The 15,616-nt window shown below is 68.9% G+C and carries 13 protein-coding genes; 11 read left to right on the top strand and 2 right to left on the bottom strand.

Annotated features, from left to right (window positions below):
• The first annotated feature begins 414 nt into the window (after positions 1–414).
• From A37E_RS0117640 to A37E_RS0117590, 11 genes are all read left to right on the top strand, one after another.
• The gene (locus A37E_RS0117640; protein ID WP_024279796.1) at positions 415–1,335 is read left to right on the top strand and encodes a LysR family transcriptional regulator; all 921 of its coding nucleotides are present in this window, start codon (positions 415–417) and stop codon (positions 1,333–1,335) included.
• A 117-nt stretch (positions 1,336–1,452) separates the two neighbouring features.
• Positions 1,453–2,259 carry a carbon-nitrogen hydrolase family protein gene (locus tag A37E_RS0117635; protein WP_029557823.1) on the top strand — a complete coding sequence of 269 codons (807 nt, stop codon included), beginning with the start codon at positions 1,453–1,455 and terminating at the stop codon, positions 2,257–2,259.
• 14 nt (positions 2,260–2,273) lie between these two features.
• A complete protein-coding gene (locus A37E_RS0117630) occupies positions 2,274–2,942 on the top strand; it encodes an RraA family protein (protein ID WP_029557822.1) in 669 nt (222 codons plus the stop codon).
• Between the two features lie 77 nt (positions 2,943–3,019).
• The gene (locus tag A37E_RS0117625) at positions 3,020–4,066 is read left to right on the top strand and encodes an ABC transporter substrate-binding protein (RefSeq protein ID WP_029557821.1); all 1,047 of its coding nucleotides are present in this window, start codon (positions 3,020–3,022) and stop codon (positions 4,064–4,066) included.
• 8 nt (positions 4,067–4,074) lie between these two features.
• Entirely contained in the window at positions 4,075–5,169 is a 1,095-nt protein-coding gene (locus tag A37E_RS0117620) for an ABC transporter ATP-binding protein (RefSeq protein ID WP_081837847.1), read from the top strand.
• Positions 5,166–6,041, top strand: coding sequence for an ABC transporter permease (locus tag A37E_RS0117615; protein ID WP_029557819.1), 876 nt, complete (start codon positions 5,166–5,168; stop codon positions 6,039–6,041). Before A37E_RS0117620 ends, A37E_RS0117615 begins: the two co-directional genes overlap by 4 nt.
• Positions 6,042–6,052: 11 nt before the next feature.
• Positions 6,053–6,847, top strand: a complete 795-nt coding sequence (locus A37E_RS0117610; protein WP_024279802.1) for an ABC transporter permease — start codon at positions 6,053–6,055, stop codon at positions 6,845–6,847.
• A 99-nt stretch (positions 6,848–6,946) separates the two neighbouring features.
• Positions 6,947–7,690, top strand: coding sequence for an aldolase/citrate lyase family protein (locus tag A37E_RS0117605; RefSeq protein ID WP_029557818.1), 744 nt, complete (start codon positions 6,947–6,949; stop codon positions 7,688–7,690).
• A 32-nt stretch (positions 7,691–7,722) separates the two neighbouring features.
• Positions 7,723–9,768 carry a hydantoinase/oxoprolinase family protein gene (locus A37E_RS0117600; RefSeq protein ID WP_029557817.1) on the top strand — a complete coding sequence of 682 codons (2,046 nt, stop codon included), beginning with the start codon at positions 7,723–7,725 and terminating at the stop codon, positions 9,766–9,768.
• A 21-nt stretch (positions 9,769–9,789) separates the two neighbouring features.
• Positions 9,790–11,484 carry a hydantoinase B/oxoprolinase family protein gene (locus A37E_RS0117595; RefSeq protein ID WP_038193314.1) on the top strand — a complete coding sequence of 565 codons (1,695 nt, stop codon included), beginning with the start codon at positions 9,790–9,792 and terminating at the stop codon, positions 11,482–11,484.
• Positions 11,481–12,512 (top strand): Ldh family oxidoreductase, encoded by a 1,032-nt coding sequence (locus A37E_RS0117590; RefSeq protein WP_245279370.1) that lies wholly within the window; start codon positions 11,481–11,483, stop codon positions 12,510–12,512. The genes A37E_RS0117595 and A37E_RS0117590 overlap by 4 nt, the downstream gene beginning before the upstream one ends.
• A gap of 61 nt (positions 12,513–12,573) precedes the next feature.
• On the opposite strand, the gene bktB is transcribed toward A37E_RS0117590, so the two are convergent.
• Complete coding sequence (bktB, locus tag A37E_RS0117585) at positions 12,574–13,758, bottom strand: beta-ketothiolase BktB (protein ID WP_029557814.1); 1,185 nt, start codon at positions 13,756–13,758, stop codon at positions 12,574–12,576.
• Positions 13,759–13,885: 127 nt separating this feature from the next.
• Entirely contained in the window at positions 13,886–15,598 is a 1,713-nt protein-coding gene (locus tag A37E_RS0117580; RefSeq protein WP_029557813.1) for a thiamine pyrophosphate-binding protein, read from the bottom strand.
• Between the last annotated feature and the right edge of the window lie 18 nt (positions 15,599–15,616).

Raw genomic sequence — 15,616 nt, 5'->3', positions numbered from 1 at the left:
CCTACGGTCGCGGTGGGACGGCGATGAGCCGCAGCATCAGAAGGAGCTTGTGGTACGTGCGAGGCGTGATGCGTAGAACGGTCGCGAACGCCCCCTGGGGATCACCGGCCTTCAATCAGGAACGCTGCCTGACTGCGGTCCTTTCTGGATTTGAGGCTGGTCGGCCCCCACCTGGCGACGATCCGCGACGATGAGCTTGTAGATCGCGAAGCGCTCCGGCCGCGGCACAGCGCGTGCCTGTTTGTGAGCCTCCGCGTGGCTCGTGCGCGCGCACTCTCCGGCCCGCCACGACAGGCATGCCAGCCGCCTCTCCGTACGGCACCCAGGGTTCGCGCCCGGAAAGGCGGAGGTTGCAGTTCTGGCGGCAAGGGGCATGATCGCGCCCCTCGGTCGCGGCGGGAGCCTTCAGGGCGCATGAACATAAGGTTCCTCGAAACCTTCCTCTGGGTCGCCCGGCTGCGCAGCTTCTCCAGCGCGGCGGACCGGCTCTGCACCACGCAGGCGGCCGTCTCCAATCGCATCGCGACGCTGGAGAAAGACCTCGGCGTGCGGCTGTTCGACCGCGACCTGCGCAACGTCAGCCTCACGCCGGCCGGCGAGCGGGCGCTGGCCCAGGCGGAGACCATCGTGCGACTCGCGGCCGATCTCAGACTCGGCGTGGGCGACCCCCAGCGGCTGCGCGGGCGGGTGGCCATCGGCACCATCGATACCGTCGTCTATGCGTGGCTGCCGCGTCTCGTGGAGCATGTGAAATCCATCTATCCCGAGGTGGACCTGGACCTCACCGTGGACAACAGCCTCACGGTGGCGCGCATGCTGCTCGAGGGCCAGGTGGACCTTGCGCTCATCGCGGGGCCGGTGCTGGCACCAGGCTGCCGCAACATCGAACTGTGCAGCTACGGCTGCGTCTGGGTCGCCTCCCCGCGCCTCGCCCTGCACGGCCGCCGGCTGTTGCTGGAGGACATCGTGACCCAGCCCATCTTCGCCTTCTCGCGCGGGTCGCAACCGCACCAGAACGTGCAGAAGCTGGTGGAATCCTCCGGCCTCGACCCGCACCTCGTCCGCATCCTCAACTCCAACTCGCTGGCCACCATCACCCGCCTCGTCCGCGACGGCATGGGCGTCGCGGTTCTGCCGGATGTGGTCGTCGCCGAGATGCTGGAGCGGGAGGAACTCGTTCTGCTGGAGGTGGATGCGCGCATTCCCCCGCTGAACCTGCACGCCATTTTCCGTGATGAACCCGGCAGCCCCCTGCCCGGCCTAATCGCCCACATGGCCGCCGCGATCGCCGCGGGCGATCCTCTCGATGGGCATGCTGCACTGCACACGGAATAAGCAGCCCCCGCCTATGCCGCTCTCATAAGCATTGCTTGTCACGGCGGACAATTATTTCGCGTTTGTCGGACCTTGGTGGCTCTGCTCTGCTTGCCTCACCAGCAAGGAGGCAGGTGCGTGAAGGTTTCGCTCATCCAGATGAACAGCCAGGGCGACAAGGCGGCGAACCTCAGCGCCGCCAAGGCCCTGATCGAGGAAGCGGTCGCTCTCGAACGTCCCGACCTCGTGGTCCTGCCGGAATATTACGCCTGCCTCGGCGATACGCCCGAGGAGACTCAGGCCTCCGCCGAGACCTTCCCCGAGGGAGAGTCCTACCAGCTCATGTCCGGCCTCGCCCGGCGCCTGAAGGTGGCAATCCATGCCGGCAGCGTCGCCGAAAAAGACGGCAACGCCTTCTACAACACCACCCTGGTGTTCGGCCCAGACGGCAGCGAGATCGCGCGCTACCGCAAGATCCACCTGTTCGACGTGGAAATCACCGGCGGCACGGTCTACCGCGAATCCGACACGGTCAGCCGCGGCGACGAGGTGGTGACGTACAGGATCGGCGACACCACCGTCGGCTGCGCCATCTGCTACGACATCCGCTTCCCCGAACTGTTCCGCAAGCTGGCCGACAAGGGCGCCGATGTGATCGTGCTGCCCGCCGCCTTCACCCTCATGACCGGCAAGGATCATTGGGAAGTTCTGGCCCGCGCCCGCGCCATCGAGACCCAGACGTGGTTCCTCGCGGTGGGCCAGACCGGCTCGCATGCCGGTGGCAGGAAGTGGTGCTGGGGCCATTCCATGGTCATCGACCCCTGGGGCCACATCGCCGCCCAGTGCTCGGATGGGGTGGGCTTCACCTCCGCCCGCCTCGACTTTTCCTACACCGGCAAGGTGCGCGCCAACGTTCCCGTTGCCCGCCACCACGTCCTCGCCTGAGCGGAGCCTGCCCCATGTTCATCGTCAACCCCATGCCGGAGCAGATCGCGCCGGACCTCGTCGCCGAGCTTGAGAAGTGCGAAGTGGCAACCATCGGCCACGTGCTGCATTCCGGCTTCGTCGACCCTGACATCCGCGCCGTTCTGCCGGGCAAGCGGGTGGCCGGCACCGCGGTAACCCTGCGCATTCCCCATGCCGATTCCACCCTGCTGCACTATCTCACCGCCTATGTGCGCCCCGGCGACGTGGTGGTGATCGAGCGCTGCGGCGACGCCCGGCACGCCTGCTGGGGCGGCGTCATCACCAATGCCATGAAGATGGCCGGGGTGACGGCCGGCGTCATCGACGGCCCGGCCACCGACTTCTCCGAGATCGTGCGCGTTGACATGCCCATGTGGTGCCGTGGCCCCTCGCCCATCACCACCAAGCTGCTCGGCCTCGAAGGCGCGCTGAACGTGCCGGTGAACGTGGGCGGCCAGACCGTTTCGCCCGGCGACGCCGTGCTCTGCGACGAAAGCGGCGTGGTGGTGCTGAAGCCGGCCGAGGCGCCGGCGGTCGCGGCCCGCGCCATCGCCATGCAGGAGGCGGAGGTCGTCCTCCTGTCGCGCCTCGCGGCCGGCGAGAAGCTTCCCGACATTTCCGGCGCCCGCGCCATGGTGGAGGCGAAACTCCTGTCCGCCTGAGCCCGCCCAGCCGCTGATTCAACACTTCACGAGAGGCCGCCCGAGCGGCCCGGTCACCTTTCCAGAGGGACAACGAGATGAACGCAGCACACAAGTTCGGAACCCTGTGCCTCCTCGCCGCCGGCCTCATGGCTGGTCCGGCCGCGGCGGAAACCAACCTGACGGTGATGGCCTATTCCGGCCTGTTCCAGGAGCGCTACACGAAGGCCGTGATCGAGCCTTTCATGAAGGCGCATCCGGACATCAAGGTCACCTTCTTCCCCCTGCCCTCCTCCGCCGCCATGCTGGGCAATCTGCGCGCCCAGAAGGCCGCGCCGCAGGCGGACGTGGTGATCATGGACGTGTCCGTCTCCAAGGCCGGCACGGATGAAGGCCTCTTCACCAAGATCGACGAGACCAACATCCCCAACGTGAAGGATCTCTACCCCAACGCCCGCATCCCCAGCGTGGCCGGCGTGGGCGTGACCTTCGACAACCTCGTGCTGCTCTACAATGCGGAGCAGGTGAAGGAGGCTCCCAAGTCCTGGATGGAGATGGCCAAGGCGCCCTACAAGGGCAAGGTGGTGATCCCCGGCGTGCCTGATATCCAGGGCCTCGGCCTTGTGCTGATCCTCAACAAGGCCAATGGCGGCACCGATTATCTCGCCAACGTGGACAAGGGCCTCGCCGCCGTGGCCGAGATCGCGCCCAACGTGCAGACGTGGGAGCCCAAGCCCGAGGTCTACGCCCCCATCATCACCGGGCAGGCGGCCCTCGGCGTCGGCTACAATGCCCGCGCCCAGGTGAACAGCGAGCTGTCCGGCGGGAAGATCAAGGCGACCATCCCGCAGGAAGGCACCATCTTCCAGATCAACACCATCAATCTGGTGGCGGGCGCCCCCGCGGCCGATGCGGCGAAGACCTTCGTGAACTATGCGCTCTCCCCCGAAGCGCAGAAGAGCTTCACCGAGACCATGTTCTACGCCCCCACCAATTCCAAGGCCGAGATCACCGGCGCCGCGCTCGACCGCACCGCCGTGAAGAACCTCGACAAGGTGATGTCGGTGGACTGGATCGCCCTCGCGCAGGTGCGCGACAAGATCGCGGAGCAGTGGCGCCGCCGCGTCCTGCCGGCGAGCCGGTGAGGGCAGCCATGATCCACGCCGAGCCCGCCGAGATGACGCGCCTGGCGCAGGGACAGGGCTTCCTGTCCCTGCGGGGCCTCACCCGCCGCTATGATCATTTCACCGCGGTGGACGACCTCAATCTCGATGTGGCCAAGGGCGAACTCGTCGCCTTCCTCGGCCCGTCGGGCTGCGGCAAGACCACGTCGCTGCGCATGATCGCCGGGCTGGTCCCGGCCTCCTCCGGCCATATCGTCGTGAACGGCCGGGACCTCACCGGCGTGGCGCCCTACAAGCGGGACATGGGGCTGGTGTTCCAGTCCTATGCCCTGTTCCCGCACATGGATATCGCCCGCAACGTGGCCTTCGGGCTGGAGATGCGGAAGGTGCCGAAGGCGGAGGCGGCGCAGCGGGTGAAGGAGGCCATCGCCATGGTCCGCCTCACCGGCCGCGAGCACCATCGCCCGGCCCAGCTTTCCGGCGGCCAGCAGCAGCGCGTGGCGCTGGCCCGCGCGCTGGTGGTGCGCCCCTCCATCCTGCTGCTGGACGAGCCCCTCTCCAACCTCGACGCCAAGCTGCGCGACGAGATGCGCACCGAGATCCGCGACATCCAGAAGCGCCTCGGCATCACCGCCATCTTCGTCACCCACGACCAGATGGAAGCCCTCACCATCTGCGACAAGGTGGTGGTGATGAACCACGGCCGGCTGGAACAGGTCGGCACGCCCCACGAGATCTACGAGCATCCCAAGACCGCCTTCGTGGCCGGCTTCGTCGGCCGCATCAATCGCCTGCCCGGCCGGGCCTCCGGCGGGCTGGCGCAGGTGGCGGGGATCACGGTTTCCGCCCCCGGCTTCGACGGCGATGTGGACGTGATGGTGCGGCCCCATCGCATGATCCTCTCCACCGGCCCAGCGCCGGCCGACGCGGGGCTGCACCAGCTTTCCGGCACCGTGACCCGTGCCACGTTCGCCGGCGACATCCTCGAATATGAGGTGGAGGCCGCCGGCACCCTTCTGAAGACCGAGGCATCCACCCGCGGCGGCGAGGCCCTGCTCGCCCCCGGCACGCCCGTCACCCTGTCCTGGCGCCCCCAGGATACGTTCGTGTACCCCGCGTCATGACGAGCCTCGCCCTCTCCCACACGGAGCCGCGACGGCTCGGCCCCCTCGGCACGGCCAGCGCCCTGCTGCTGCCTATCGCCGTGGTGAATGCCATCGGCTTCCTGTGGCCGGTGGTGAACCTGCTGAAGATGTCGTTCCGCGAGGCGCAGGCCTCCGGCGCGCTCGGCGCGGGCTACAATCTGGACACCTGGACCAACGCCCTCACCGACAGCTTCACCCTGGAGCTCATCACCAACAGCGTGGGCGTCAGCCTCCTCATCACGGTGCTGACGCTGATCGCCTCCTATCCCATCGCGCTCTACCTGCACCGCTCCACCGGCACATGGCGCACGGTGCTGATGGTGCTGGTGGTGGCGCCACTCCTCACCTCCGCCGTGGTGCGCACCTATGGCTGGATCGCCATCCTCTCCGACCGGGGACTGGTGGCCAACGCGCTGATGGCCCTCGGCATCGCGGAGCCGCCGCGCCTGATGTTCAACCTCACCGGCGTCGTCATCGGCCTCACCGAGATCCTGATGCCCTACATGATCCTCGCGCTGCTCTCCGGCTTCGGCCGGCTCGATCCGCGGCTGGAGGAGGCGGCGCTGACGCTGGGCGCTTCGCCCCTCAAGACCTTCTGGCGGGTGGTGCTGCCGCTCACGGCGCCAGGCATGGCGCTGGGCGGGCTCCTGTGCTTCGTGCTCGCCATTTCCTCCTTCGTCACGCCGAAGCTGCTCGGCGGCGGGCGCGTGTTCCTGCTCGCCACCGAGATCTACGACCAGGCCATCGTGACCCTCAACTGGCCGCTCGCCGCCGCGCTGTCCATGATCGTACTCGTGGTGTTCGGCATTTCCCTCACGCTCTACGCCCGCGCCCTGCGGCGCATCGCCTGAGGAGGAGAGACATGGACGAACGCCCCGTCTCCCCGGCCCTGAAGATCGCGGCCGGACTGATGTTCCTGTTCCTGCTGGCGCCGCTGCTGGTGGTGCTTCCCATCTCCTTCAGCGGCGACGACTTCATGGCCTTCCCGCCCTCCAGCTGGAGCGTGAAGTGGTATGGCGCCATCTTCGCCAATTCGGTGATGATGAACGCCTTCTGGATCAGCCTCGCGCTGGCCTTCGTGGTCACCGTCCTGTCGCTCGGCATCGGCCTGCCGGCGGCCTATGCGCTGGTGCGCCTCAAGCCGCCCGGTGCGGAAGCCCTCGCCAACCTGTTCTCGGCGCCGCTACTCCTGCCCACCATCGTGCTCGGCCTCGCCTTGCTGCTGGTGTTCGCGCCCATGGGCCTCATCGGCTCCTTCCAGGGTCTGGTGGCCGCCCATCTGATCGTCACGCTGCCCTATGCGGTGCGGGTGCTCTCGACGGCGCTGGCCAACCTGCCGCTCACGGTGGAGGAGGCGGCCGGAATGCTCGGCGCGCGGCCGCTCACCGTGTTCTTCCGCGTCACCCTGCCCATGATGCGCTCGGGGCTCGTCTCCACCACGGCCCTGTGCTTCCTCGTCTCCTTCGACGAGGTGGTGCTCTCCCTGTTCATGACCGGCCCGCGCCTGCAGACGCTGCCGGTGGCCATGTACAACCACGTGGATCAGCAGGCGGACCCCATGGCGGCCGCCATCTCGGTGCTGCTCGTGGTGCTGACCCTCGCCGTCGTGCTGGTCGTGGACCGTACCGCCGGCCTCACACGGACCTTCGTGAAATGACATCGGCCGGCGGCTGACGCCGGCCCCTCCCCACCGCTTTGCCGCCGACCCGCCTTGCGCGGGAACGGGAGAGCCTTGCCTGACGCCTGGAGCCCTGACGTGACCTCTTCCCTCGCCTCCTTCGCCTTCTGGCTCACCGCCCCCGTCTTCCCGCACATCGAGATCGCGCGGGACGCCGGCTTCACCGCGGTGGTGCTCGACATCGAGCACGGCACCTTCAACCTCGACGACCTTGACCGGGTGATCCCCTTCTGCCGGGCGCTGGGCATCAAGGTCTACGCCAAGGTGCTCGGCCCGCTCACCGAGCCGATCCAGCAGGCGCTCGATTTCGGCGCCGATGCGGTCATCATTCCCCACATCGCCGGCGTGGACCACGCGCGGCAGGTGACGGCATCGGCCAAGTATCCCCCGCTCGGGGTTCGCTCCTACGCCGGTGGCCGCACGGTGATGTACGGCCCCGCCTCGCCCACCTACGCCTCGGACGAGAACGCCCGGGTCAAGTGCTGGCCGATGATCGAGAGCCGGGAATCCCTCGCCGACGTGGAGGCCATCGCGGCCCTGCCGACGGTGGACGGCCTGTTCGCCGGCCCCACGGACCTCGCCATGGCGGCGGGCAACGAGCGCTACACTTTCTCCGACGCCGACAAGGCCGACATCGCCCGCATCGCCGCTGCCGCGAAGGCGGCCGGCAAGCCCTGGGTGATGCCGTGCTGGACCCAGCCGGAGCGCGCCTTCGCCAAGGCGCACGACGTCTCCGTCACCGTGGTGGGCGCCCAGTTCTACATGGTGCGCGCGGCCTTCGCGTCCCTGGTGGATGGCCTTTCCGCCGAAGGCCTCATCTGACCCACCCCTTCATTCAGACATCGAGTGACCCCATGAGCACCCCCTCCATCCGCATCGCCGTGGACATCGGCGGCACCTTCACCGACATCGAGATCCTCGACGGGCGCACCGGAGAGATCCATCAGATGAAGACGCCAAGCACGCCGTCCGATCCGTCCATCGGCCTGCTCACCGGCATCAAGCAGGCGAGCCAGCGCTTCGGCTTCTCCCTGGATGAGGTGCAATACCTGCTGCACGGCACCACCATCGCCACCAACGCGGTGCTGGAGCGCAAACTGCCCCTCGGCGCAGTCGTGACCACCGCCGGCTTCGAGGACGTGATGCAGATCGGCCGCCACGGCCGCACCGACGTCTACGCCATCACCGCCTCGCCCCAGCCAGCGCTGGTGAAACGGCGCTTCTGCTACGGCCTAAAGGAACGCATCGGCGCAGACGGGCGCGTCATCACCGCCCTCGACGCGGCCGAAGTGCGGGCGCTGGCGGGCCAGCTGAAGCAGGCCGGCGTAAAGTCCGTTGCCGTCTGCTTCCTCAACGCCTACGCCAATCCCGCGCATGAGCAGCAGGCCGGCACCATCCTGCGCGACCTTCTGCCGGGCATCGAGATCTCGCTCTCCTCCGACATCTCCCCCGAGCTGCGCGAATACGAGCGCATGTCCACCACCACGCTGAACGCGCTGCTGGTGCCGGTGGTGAAGACCTACACCGACCGCCTCGCCGGCAAGCTGAAGGAAGAGGTGCCGCAGACGCAGGTCTATCTCGTCCAGTCCAACGGCGGCGTGGCGGGCCTTGCCAAGGCCGGACGCGAGCCGGCCCGGCTGCTGCTGTCCGGCCCCTCCGGCGGCGCAGCGGCGGCCAAGCGCCTGTCGGTGGCGCTCGACGAACCGAACCTCGTCGCAGTGGACATGGGCGGAACCAGCTTCGACGTGTCCGTGGTGCACGAGGGCAATGTCTCCATGGTCAACGAGGGCGAGGTGGACGGGCTGCCCGTGCGCCTGCCCATGATCGAGATGCGCACCATCGGCGCCGGCGGCGGCTCCATCGCCTGGGTGGATGACGGCGGACGCCTGCGCATCGGCCCCCACAGCGCGGGCGCCGAGCCCGGCCCGGCCTGCTACGGCCGCGGCGGAAAGCGCCTCACCGTCACCGATGCCAATCTGCTGCTCGGCCGTCTCGACGGATCGAGCTTCATGGGCGGCGGCATGGGCCTTGATCGCGCAGCGGCCGCGCGGGCGGCGGACGAGGTGTCCGGCAAGCTGAAGCTCTCGGCCGAGGAGACGGCGGCGGGCGTCATCGCCGTCACCAATTCCAGCCTCGCCACCGCCATCCGCCTGTCCCTGTTCGAGAAGGGCATGGACCCGGAGGATTTCGCGCTGCTCTCCTTCGGCGGCGCCGGTGGCGTCCATGCCTGCGAGGTGGCCGAGGAGCTGGGCATGAACAAGGTGATCTTCCCCGCCCATGCCTCCACGCTTTCGGCGTGGGGCATCCTGTGGTCGGACATCACCCACGACCTCTCCTCCACGCAGATCGGGCTGCTCGCGGACCTCGGCGACAGCCTCGCCCAGCGTGCCGTCCAGCTGGCGCAGGATGGCGACCGGCTCTTGGCGGAAGATGGCGTCGCGGCCGAAAATCGCGGCTTCGAATGGGCTCTGGACCTGCGCTACCAGGGCCAGGCCTTCGACCTGCGCGTGCCGCTGGAGGAGGCCGATTTTTCGGCCGACGGCATCGCCCGCGCCACGGCTGCCTTCCACGCGCTGCACCGCCAGCGCTTCTCCTATGACGAGCCCGCCGTGCCGGTGGAGGTGGTGGCGCTGCGGCTCTCCGCCATCGGCCGCCTCGCCAAGCCCACGCCGGCTCCGGCGGTGGCGGGCGTCGCCGCCGCGGACAAGTCCCGCTCCGTCTATGGCCGGGGCGGCTTCGTGGATACCCGCGTGGTGGCCCGCGAGGCGGTGACCGCCGAGGGCATCGCCGGCCCCGCCGTGGTGGAGGAGGTCTACACCGCCACTTACCTGCCCGCCGGCTGGACCATCCGCTCCCATGCCACCGGCGCGCTCGTGGCCGAGCGCACCCAGCGCCACTGATACCTTGAGGACACTCAAATCATGACAACCATCGATCCCGTCCGCCTCGAGGTGATCCGCAATGCGCTGGTCGCGGCCTCCGAGGAAATGAGCCTCACCATCTGGCGCACCAGCCGCTCCACCGTGGTGCGCGAGATCCTCGACTTCTCCACCGCCGTGTTCGATGCCGAGGGCCGCAACATCGCCCAGTCGGCCCGCATCCCGGTGCATCTCAATTCCATGTCCGACTGTCTGAAGGCCGTGCTGGAGAAGTTCATTCCGCTCGAAAGCTGGAATGAGGGCGACGTCATCGTCACCAACGATCCCTATGCCGGGGGCCAGCATCTGCCGGATATCCAGACGTTCCGCCCGGTGTTCGTGGACGGCAAGCGCGTCGCCATCGTCGGCACGCTCTGCCACCATGTGGACGTGGGCGGCGGCGCGGCCGGTTCCTATTACGCGGCGGCCACCGAGATCTTCCACGAAGGCATCCGCATTCCCCCGCTGCGCCTCGTGGAGAAGGGCACGCTCAACACCGGCGTGTTCGAGATGCTGCTCTACAACGTGCGACAGGCGGAGGAGACGCGCGGCGACCTTAACGCCCAGATCGCGGCGTTGGGCATCGGCGCCAAGGCGGTGGCGCGCATCGCCCGCAAGTATGGCGCCGACACGCTGTCCGCCGCCATGTCAGCCATTCTCGATGGCTCCGAGCGCATGATGCGCGCGGCCATCGCCGCGCTGCCGGACGGCACCGCCTCCTTCGTGGAGACGGTGGACGACGACGGCCAGTCGGAGGAGCCCATCCGCCTTGAGGTGACCATCACCAAGGCGGGCGATGCCATCACCCTCGACTTCGCCGGCTCCAGCCCGCAGGTGCGCGGCCCGGTGAACAACACCCCGGCCATGACCTGCTCGGCGGTCTATTACGCGCTGCTCGCCGCCCTCGGCTCGGACATCCCCGCCAATTCCGGCTGCTACCGGCCGGTGACGGTGGCCCTGCCCGAAGGCAGCGTGGTGAACGCGCAATTCCCCGCCCCCGTGGCCGGGCGCATGGTGGTGAACCACCGCATCGCCACCGCTGTGTTCGGGGCCCTCGCCCAGATCGCGCCGGAGCGCATCCCGGCAGCCTATTACGCCATTTCCTACGTCTATGCGGTCTCGCTGGTGCGGCCGAATGCCAAGCGGCAGGTCTATTTCGACATCGAGGTGGGCGGCTGGGGCGGCCATGCGGGCGGAGACGGCGCGAGCGCTTTGTCCTGCGGCCTCCACAACAACACCAACGCGCCCATCGAGATGGTGGAGGCGAAATATCCCGTGGTCTTCACCCGCTACGGCCTCCTGCCGGACAGCGGCGGCGCGGGCGAGAACCGCGGCGGGCTCGGCCTCGTGCGCGAATTCCGGCTTGAAGCGCCGCAGGGCTCCCTCTCCACCAATTTCGAGCGCTTCCGCTTCCCGCCCTACGGCATCAAGGGCGGAAAGCCGGGCTCCCTCTCCTCCACCACCGTGACGCGGGCGGACGGCTCCACCGTGAGCCTCAATTCCAAGGTTTCGGGCATTCCGCTGCAGGCCGGGGACACGGTGACCATCAAGACCTCCGGCGGCGGCGGCTTCGGCAACCCGGCGGATCGCGATCCGGCACGCATCGCCGAAGACATCGCCGAGGGTCTCGTGACGGAGGACGCCGCCCGCACCCTCTATGGCTACGCCCGTGCGGCGGAAAAGGGAGAAGCGGCGTGAGCGCCGCGTCTTCCGTGCCCATGGCCTGCCTCAGCCTCAAGGAGGTGGAGGACCTGACCTTCCGGGCGCTGACCGCTTGTGGTGTCAGCCCCGCCAATGCCCTCTCGGTCACCGCCTCGGTGGTGGCCGCCGAGGCCGAGGGCGTCCACAGCCACGGCCTCGCCCGCCTGCCCACCTACTGCGCCCATGCCAAGGTCGGCAAGATCGACGGCAAGGCCATGCCGGAACTGACCCGCCCCCGGCCGGGCCTTGTCCGCGTGGACGCGCGGGACGGCTTCGCCCATCCCGCCATCGACCTCGGCCTGCCGGCCCTGTTCGAAGCGGCCAAGACGCAGGGCATCGCCGCGTTGGCCGTGACCAATTCCTACAATTGCGGCGTCGTGGGCTACCATGTGGAGCGCGTCGCCAAAGCCGGCCTGATGGCGCTCGGCTTCGTGAATGCGCCGGCCTCCATCGCCCCGGTGGGCGGAACGAAGCCGGTGTTCGGCACCAATCCGGTCGCTTTCGCGGTGCCCCGCAGCGGCGAAGATCCGCTGGTGCTGGACCAGTCGTCCAGCGTCATCGCCAAGAGCGAAATCGTTGTGCATCAGCAGCGGGGCCAGAAGATTCCGCTGGGCTGGGCGCTGGATCGGAACGGCAATCCCACGGACGATCCCGCTGCCGCTTTGGACGGCGGCACCATGGTTCCCTCCGGCGGTCACAAGGGCGCGGGGCTGGCGCTGATCGTGGAGCTGTTCGCAGCCTGGATTACGGGGGCGAACCTCTCCATCGACGCCTCCTCCTTCGCCGACAATGCCGGCGGCTCGCCGCGCACCGGGCAGTTCTTCATCGCCGTGGACCCCGGCCCGCTGGCCGGCCCGAACGCGGCGGCGCGGCTCGCCCACCTGTTCGCGGCCATCGTGGAGCAGGAGGGCGCACGGCTGCCGGGCTCCCGCCGCGCCGCCGCCCGGCGCCAGACGGCAGATGCCGGGGTGCGCATTCCGGCAATCTTGAAGGACCGGCTCGACACCATCGCGGCCGGCGCCTGAGGGACAAGCGTGTGGGCGCGCGGCGTTGCCCCGCCCACCCGCTCAAGGTGCCGAGGATGCCTCAGGCTGCCTCGACCACCATGGCGATGCCCTGCCCGCCGCCGATGCACATGGTGACAAGCCCGTACTTGCCGCCAATGCGCTTGAGCTCATGGACGATCTTGACGGTCAGGATGGCCCCGGTCGCCCCAACGGGATGGCCGAGGGCGATCGCCCCTCCATTGGGGTTGACCTTGGCCGGGTCGAAACCGAGCGCCGCTCCGACCGCGCACGACTGAGCGGCGAAAGCCTCATTGGATTCGATCACGTCGAGGTCGGCGACACCAATGCCCGCGCGTGCGAGCGCAGTGCGCACGGCCGGCACCGGGCCCATCCCCATCTCGGCGGGATCGACGCCCGCGAGCCCCCAGGAGACGAGGCGCGCCAGCGGCGTCAGGCCACGCTTGGCGACCGCCTCCCGCGAGGCGAGGACGACCGCGCCCGCGCCGTCGTTGATGCCGGACGAATTGCCGGCGGTGACGGTTCCCCCCTTCGCGAAAACCGGGCGCAGCCGCGTGAAATCCTCAAGGCTCGCCTCCCGCCGGACATGCTCATCGGTGTCGAAAATGACGGTGCCCTTCCGGCCGGAGAGCTCGAAGGGGGCGATCTGGTCCTTGAAATAGCCCGCCGAGATGGCGTGCGCCGCCCGCCTGTGGCTTTCGAGCGCGGCGGCGTCCTGCGCGTCCCGGCTGACATCGTAACGCTGCGACACGGTTTCGGCGGTCACGCCCATGTGGCCGTGGCCGAACGGATCGGTGAGCACCCCCACCATCATGTCCGCCGCCTGCGCATTGCCCATGCGCTGACCCCAGCGGGCGCCGGGCAGCAGATAGCCGGCACGGCTCATGCTCTCGGCACCGCCCGCGAGCGCGGTCTCCGCATCGCCAAGCATGATCGCATGGGCGGCGGTGAGGATCGCCTGGAGGCCGGAGCCGCACAGGCGGTTCACCGTGAGCGCTGGCGCCTCCTTCGGCACGCCCGCCTCCATGGCCACCACGCGGGAGATGTACATGTCGCGCGGCTCGCCATGGATGACATTGCCCACCACGGTCTGGCCGATCTCCTCGGCCGCAAGGCCGGACCGGGATATGGCGGCACGCGCCGCATGCGCGCCGAGGGCCGTTGCCGGCACGTCCTTCAGACTTCCCCCGAAATCGCCGATGGCCGTACGCGCTGCTGAAACGAAAAAGACTTCGGCGCCACTCATGGGAACGTCCTTCGGTGTGCGGTCATTCGATGCGGGATCCAAATATCAGCGAATTGGAAGCCGGCCTATAACGACGACAGAGCGCCGTATTGACGGCGGCGCCGCTCTGCGGTGAGCGGCGCTGGCTTCACCCCTGCCGCCATGCCCGCTCGGCCTCGTCCCAGGCCGCGAGCGGCTGGAGATCGGGCACCCAGGCGAGACCCGATTTGCCATCGGAGGATACCGCGTCCGACGTCACGACCACATCCAGCAATGCCGGCCGGTTGGCCAGCGCGCGGGCGATGGCGGGGGCGAGATCCTCCTCGCGCTCCACGCGCTCGCCGTGCATGCCGAAGGCCCGCGCCATCATGGCGTGGTCGGAATGCTGGAGGCGCGTGCCCACCACCTTGCCGTGGGTCTCCTGCTGGTCGTGGACCTCGATCTGCCATGCCCCGTTGTTGGCGACGACAATGAGCACCGGCGCCTTGTGGCGGACCGCCGTGTCGATCTCGATGGCATTGAAGCCGAAGGCGCCGTCGCCGGTGGCCACCAGCACCGGCTTGTCGGGATATTCGAGGCTGGCGGCAATGCCATAGGGCACCCCCACGCCGATGCATCCGAACGGCCCGGGATCGAGCATGGCATCGGCACTGAGGCCAACGCGCCCAAAGGCGAGGAAATCGCCGCCGTCATTGATCACCACGGCGTCGCGGCCGACCGCATCCTGCAAGGCGGCGAGCAGGCGATTGGGGTGGAGCCGGCCATCGGCGCCGGCGGGCGCGGCCGCCATGGACTGGCGCAGCTTCGCCGCGCGCGCCCGGTGCCCCTCGCGCAGCTTGCCCGCCCAGTCCGGATCAATGGCGGACGCGCGATTGCCGGCGGCCTCGACCAGCGCATCGAGCGTGGCCGCCACGTCCGCGACGATCTCCACCGCACCGCGCCGGTTGTCGCGGACCTCGGCAGCGGCATCGCTGATGCGCACGAACTGCGCGGCGCCGAATACGGCCGGCGAGCCGAAACCGAGCTGGAAGTCGAGCTTGCGTCCCACCGTCAGCACCACGTCGGCGTCGCCCATGGCCGCGCCGCGCATGGCGCCGATGACGGCCGGATGGTCATCCGGGATCACGCCCCGGCTCTCGCCGGTGTCGAGATAGACCGCGCCAAGCCGGTCGAGAAATGCGGAAAGCTCGGGCCCCGCCTGCCGCGCGCCACGGCCGGAAATGACGAGCACCCGGCGTGCGCTCCACAGGAGATCCGCCGCCGCGGCGATACGGTCCGGATCAGGCAGCGCGCGCACACGCGGCTTGGCGGTCATGTGCTCCGCCATCCGGAGCGCCTCGGGGACCGAAGCGCGCAGGGTGTCCACCGGGAAGTCGATGAAGGCGGGGCCGGGCACGCCGCCCTCGCCCAGGGCGCAGGAGATCGCCTCATCCAGCTCGGCAAGCGCCAGCGAAGGCTCGCGCACGGTTCGGGCATAGCGGGTGATGGGGCGCAGCAGCTGGCTCTGGTCCATGTCCTGAAGGCCGCCGCGGTTCTCCTGCGGGCGGGGCGAGGCCCCGGACAGGATCAGCACCGGCGCCCGCGAGACATTGGCATTGGCGATGCCGGTGATGGCATTGGTCACGCCCGGCCCGGCCGTCACCAGGGCGACGCCCAGGTCGCCCGTCAGCTCCGCATGCGCCTGCGCCATATGTACCGCCGCGCGCTCGTCGCGGACATCGATGATGGCGATGCCTTCGGCGTCGAGACGCATCCACAGCGGCATGATGTGCCCGCCGCACAGGGCGAACACGCGCTTCACGCCGCGTTGCTTCAACACCTTGGCCACCATGGCTGCGACGCTGTCGGCAGAAACCTTCATGGACGTTCTCCCTGGCGC

The organism is Xanthobacter sp. 91 (genome assembly GCF_000702385.1).
In the GTDB taxonomy this organism is placed as follows: domain Bacteria; phylum Pseudomonadota; class Alphaproteobacteria; order Rhizobiales; family Xanthobacteraceae; genus Xanthobacter; species Xanthobacter aminoxidans.
The sequence above is the reverse complement of the archived record's forward strand: the minus strand, read 5'-3'. Positions and strand labels throughout refer to the sequence as shown.

Bases quoted from the DNA above. Each gene is read 5' to 3' on its own strand.
- A37E_RS0117580 (WP_029557813.1), bottom strand. From the start codon at position 15,598: ATGAAGGTTTCTGCCGACAGCGTCGCAGCCATGGTGGCCAAGGTGTTG.
- A37E_RS0117600 (WP_029557817.1), top strand. From the start codon at position 7,723: ATGAGCACCCCCTCCATCCGCATCGCCGTGGACATCGGCGGCACCTTC.
- A37E_RS0117620 (WP_081837847.1), top strand. From the start codon at position 4,075: ATGATCCACGCCGAGCCCGCCGAGATGACGCGCCTGGCGCAGGGACAG.
- A37E_RS0117610 (WP_024279802.1), top strand. From the start codon at position 6,053: ATGGACGAACGCCCCGTCTCCCCGGCCCTGAAGATCGCGGCCGGACTG.
- A37E_RS0117615 (WP_029557819.1), top strand. From the start codon at position 5,166: ATGACGAGCCTCGCCCTCTCCCACACGGAGCCGCGACGGCTCGGCCCC.
- A37E_RS0117595 (WP_038193314.1), top strand. From the start codon at position 9,790: ATGACAACCATCGATCCCGTCCGCCTCGAGGTGATCCGCAATGCGCTG.
- bktB (WP_029557814.1), bottom strand. From the start codon at position 13,758: ATGAGTGGCGCCGAAGTCTTTTTCGTTTCAGCAGCGCGTACGGCCATC.
- A37E_RS0117625 (WP_029557821.1), top strand. From the start codon at position 3,020: ATGAACGCAGCACACAAGTTCGGAACCCTGTGCCTCCTCGCCGCCGGC.
- A37E_RS0117640 (WP_024279796.1), top strand. From the start codon at position 415: ATGAACATAAGGTTCCTCGAAACCTTCCTCTGGGTCGCCCGGCTGCGC.
- A37E_RS0117630 (WP_029557822.1), top strand. From the start codon at position 2,274: ATGTTCATCGTCAACCCCATGCCGGAGCAGATCGCGCCGGACCTCGTC.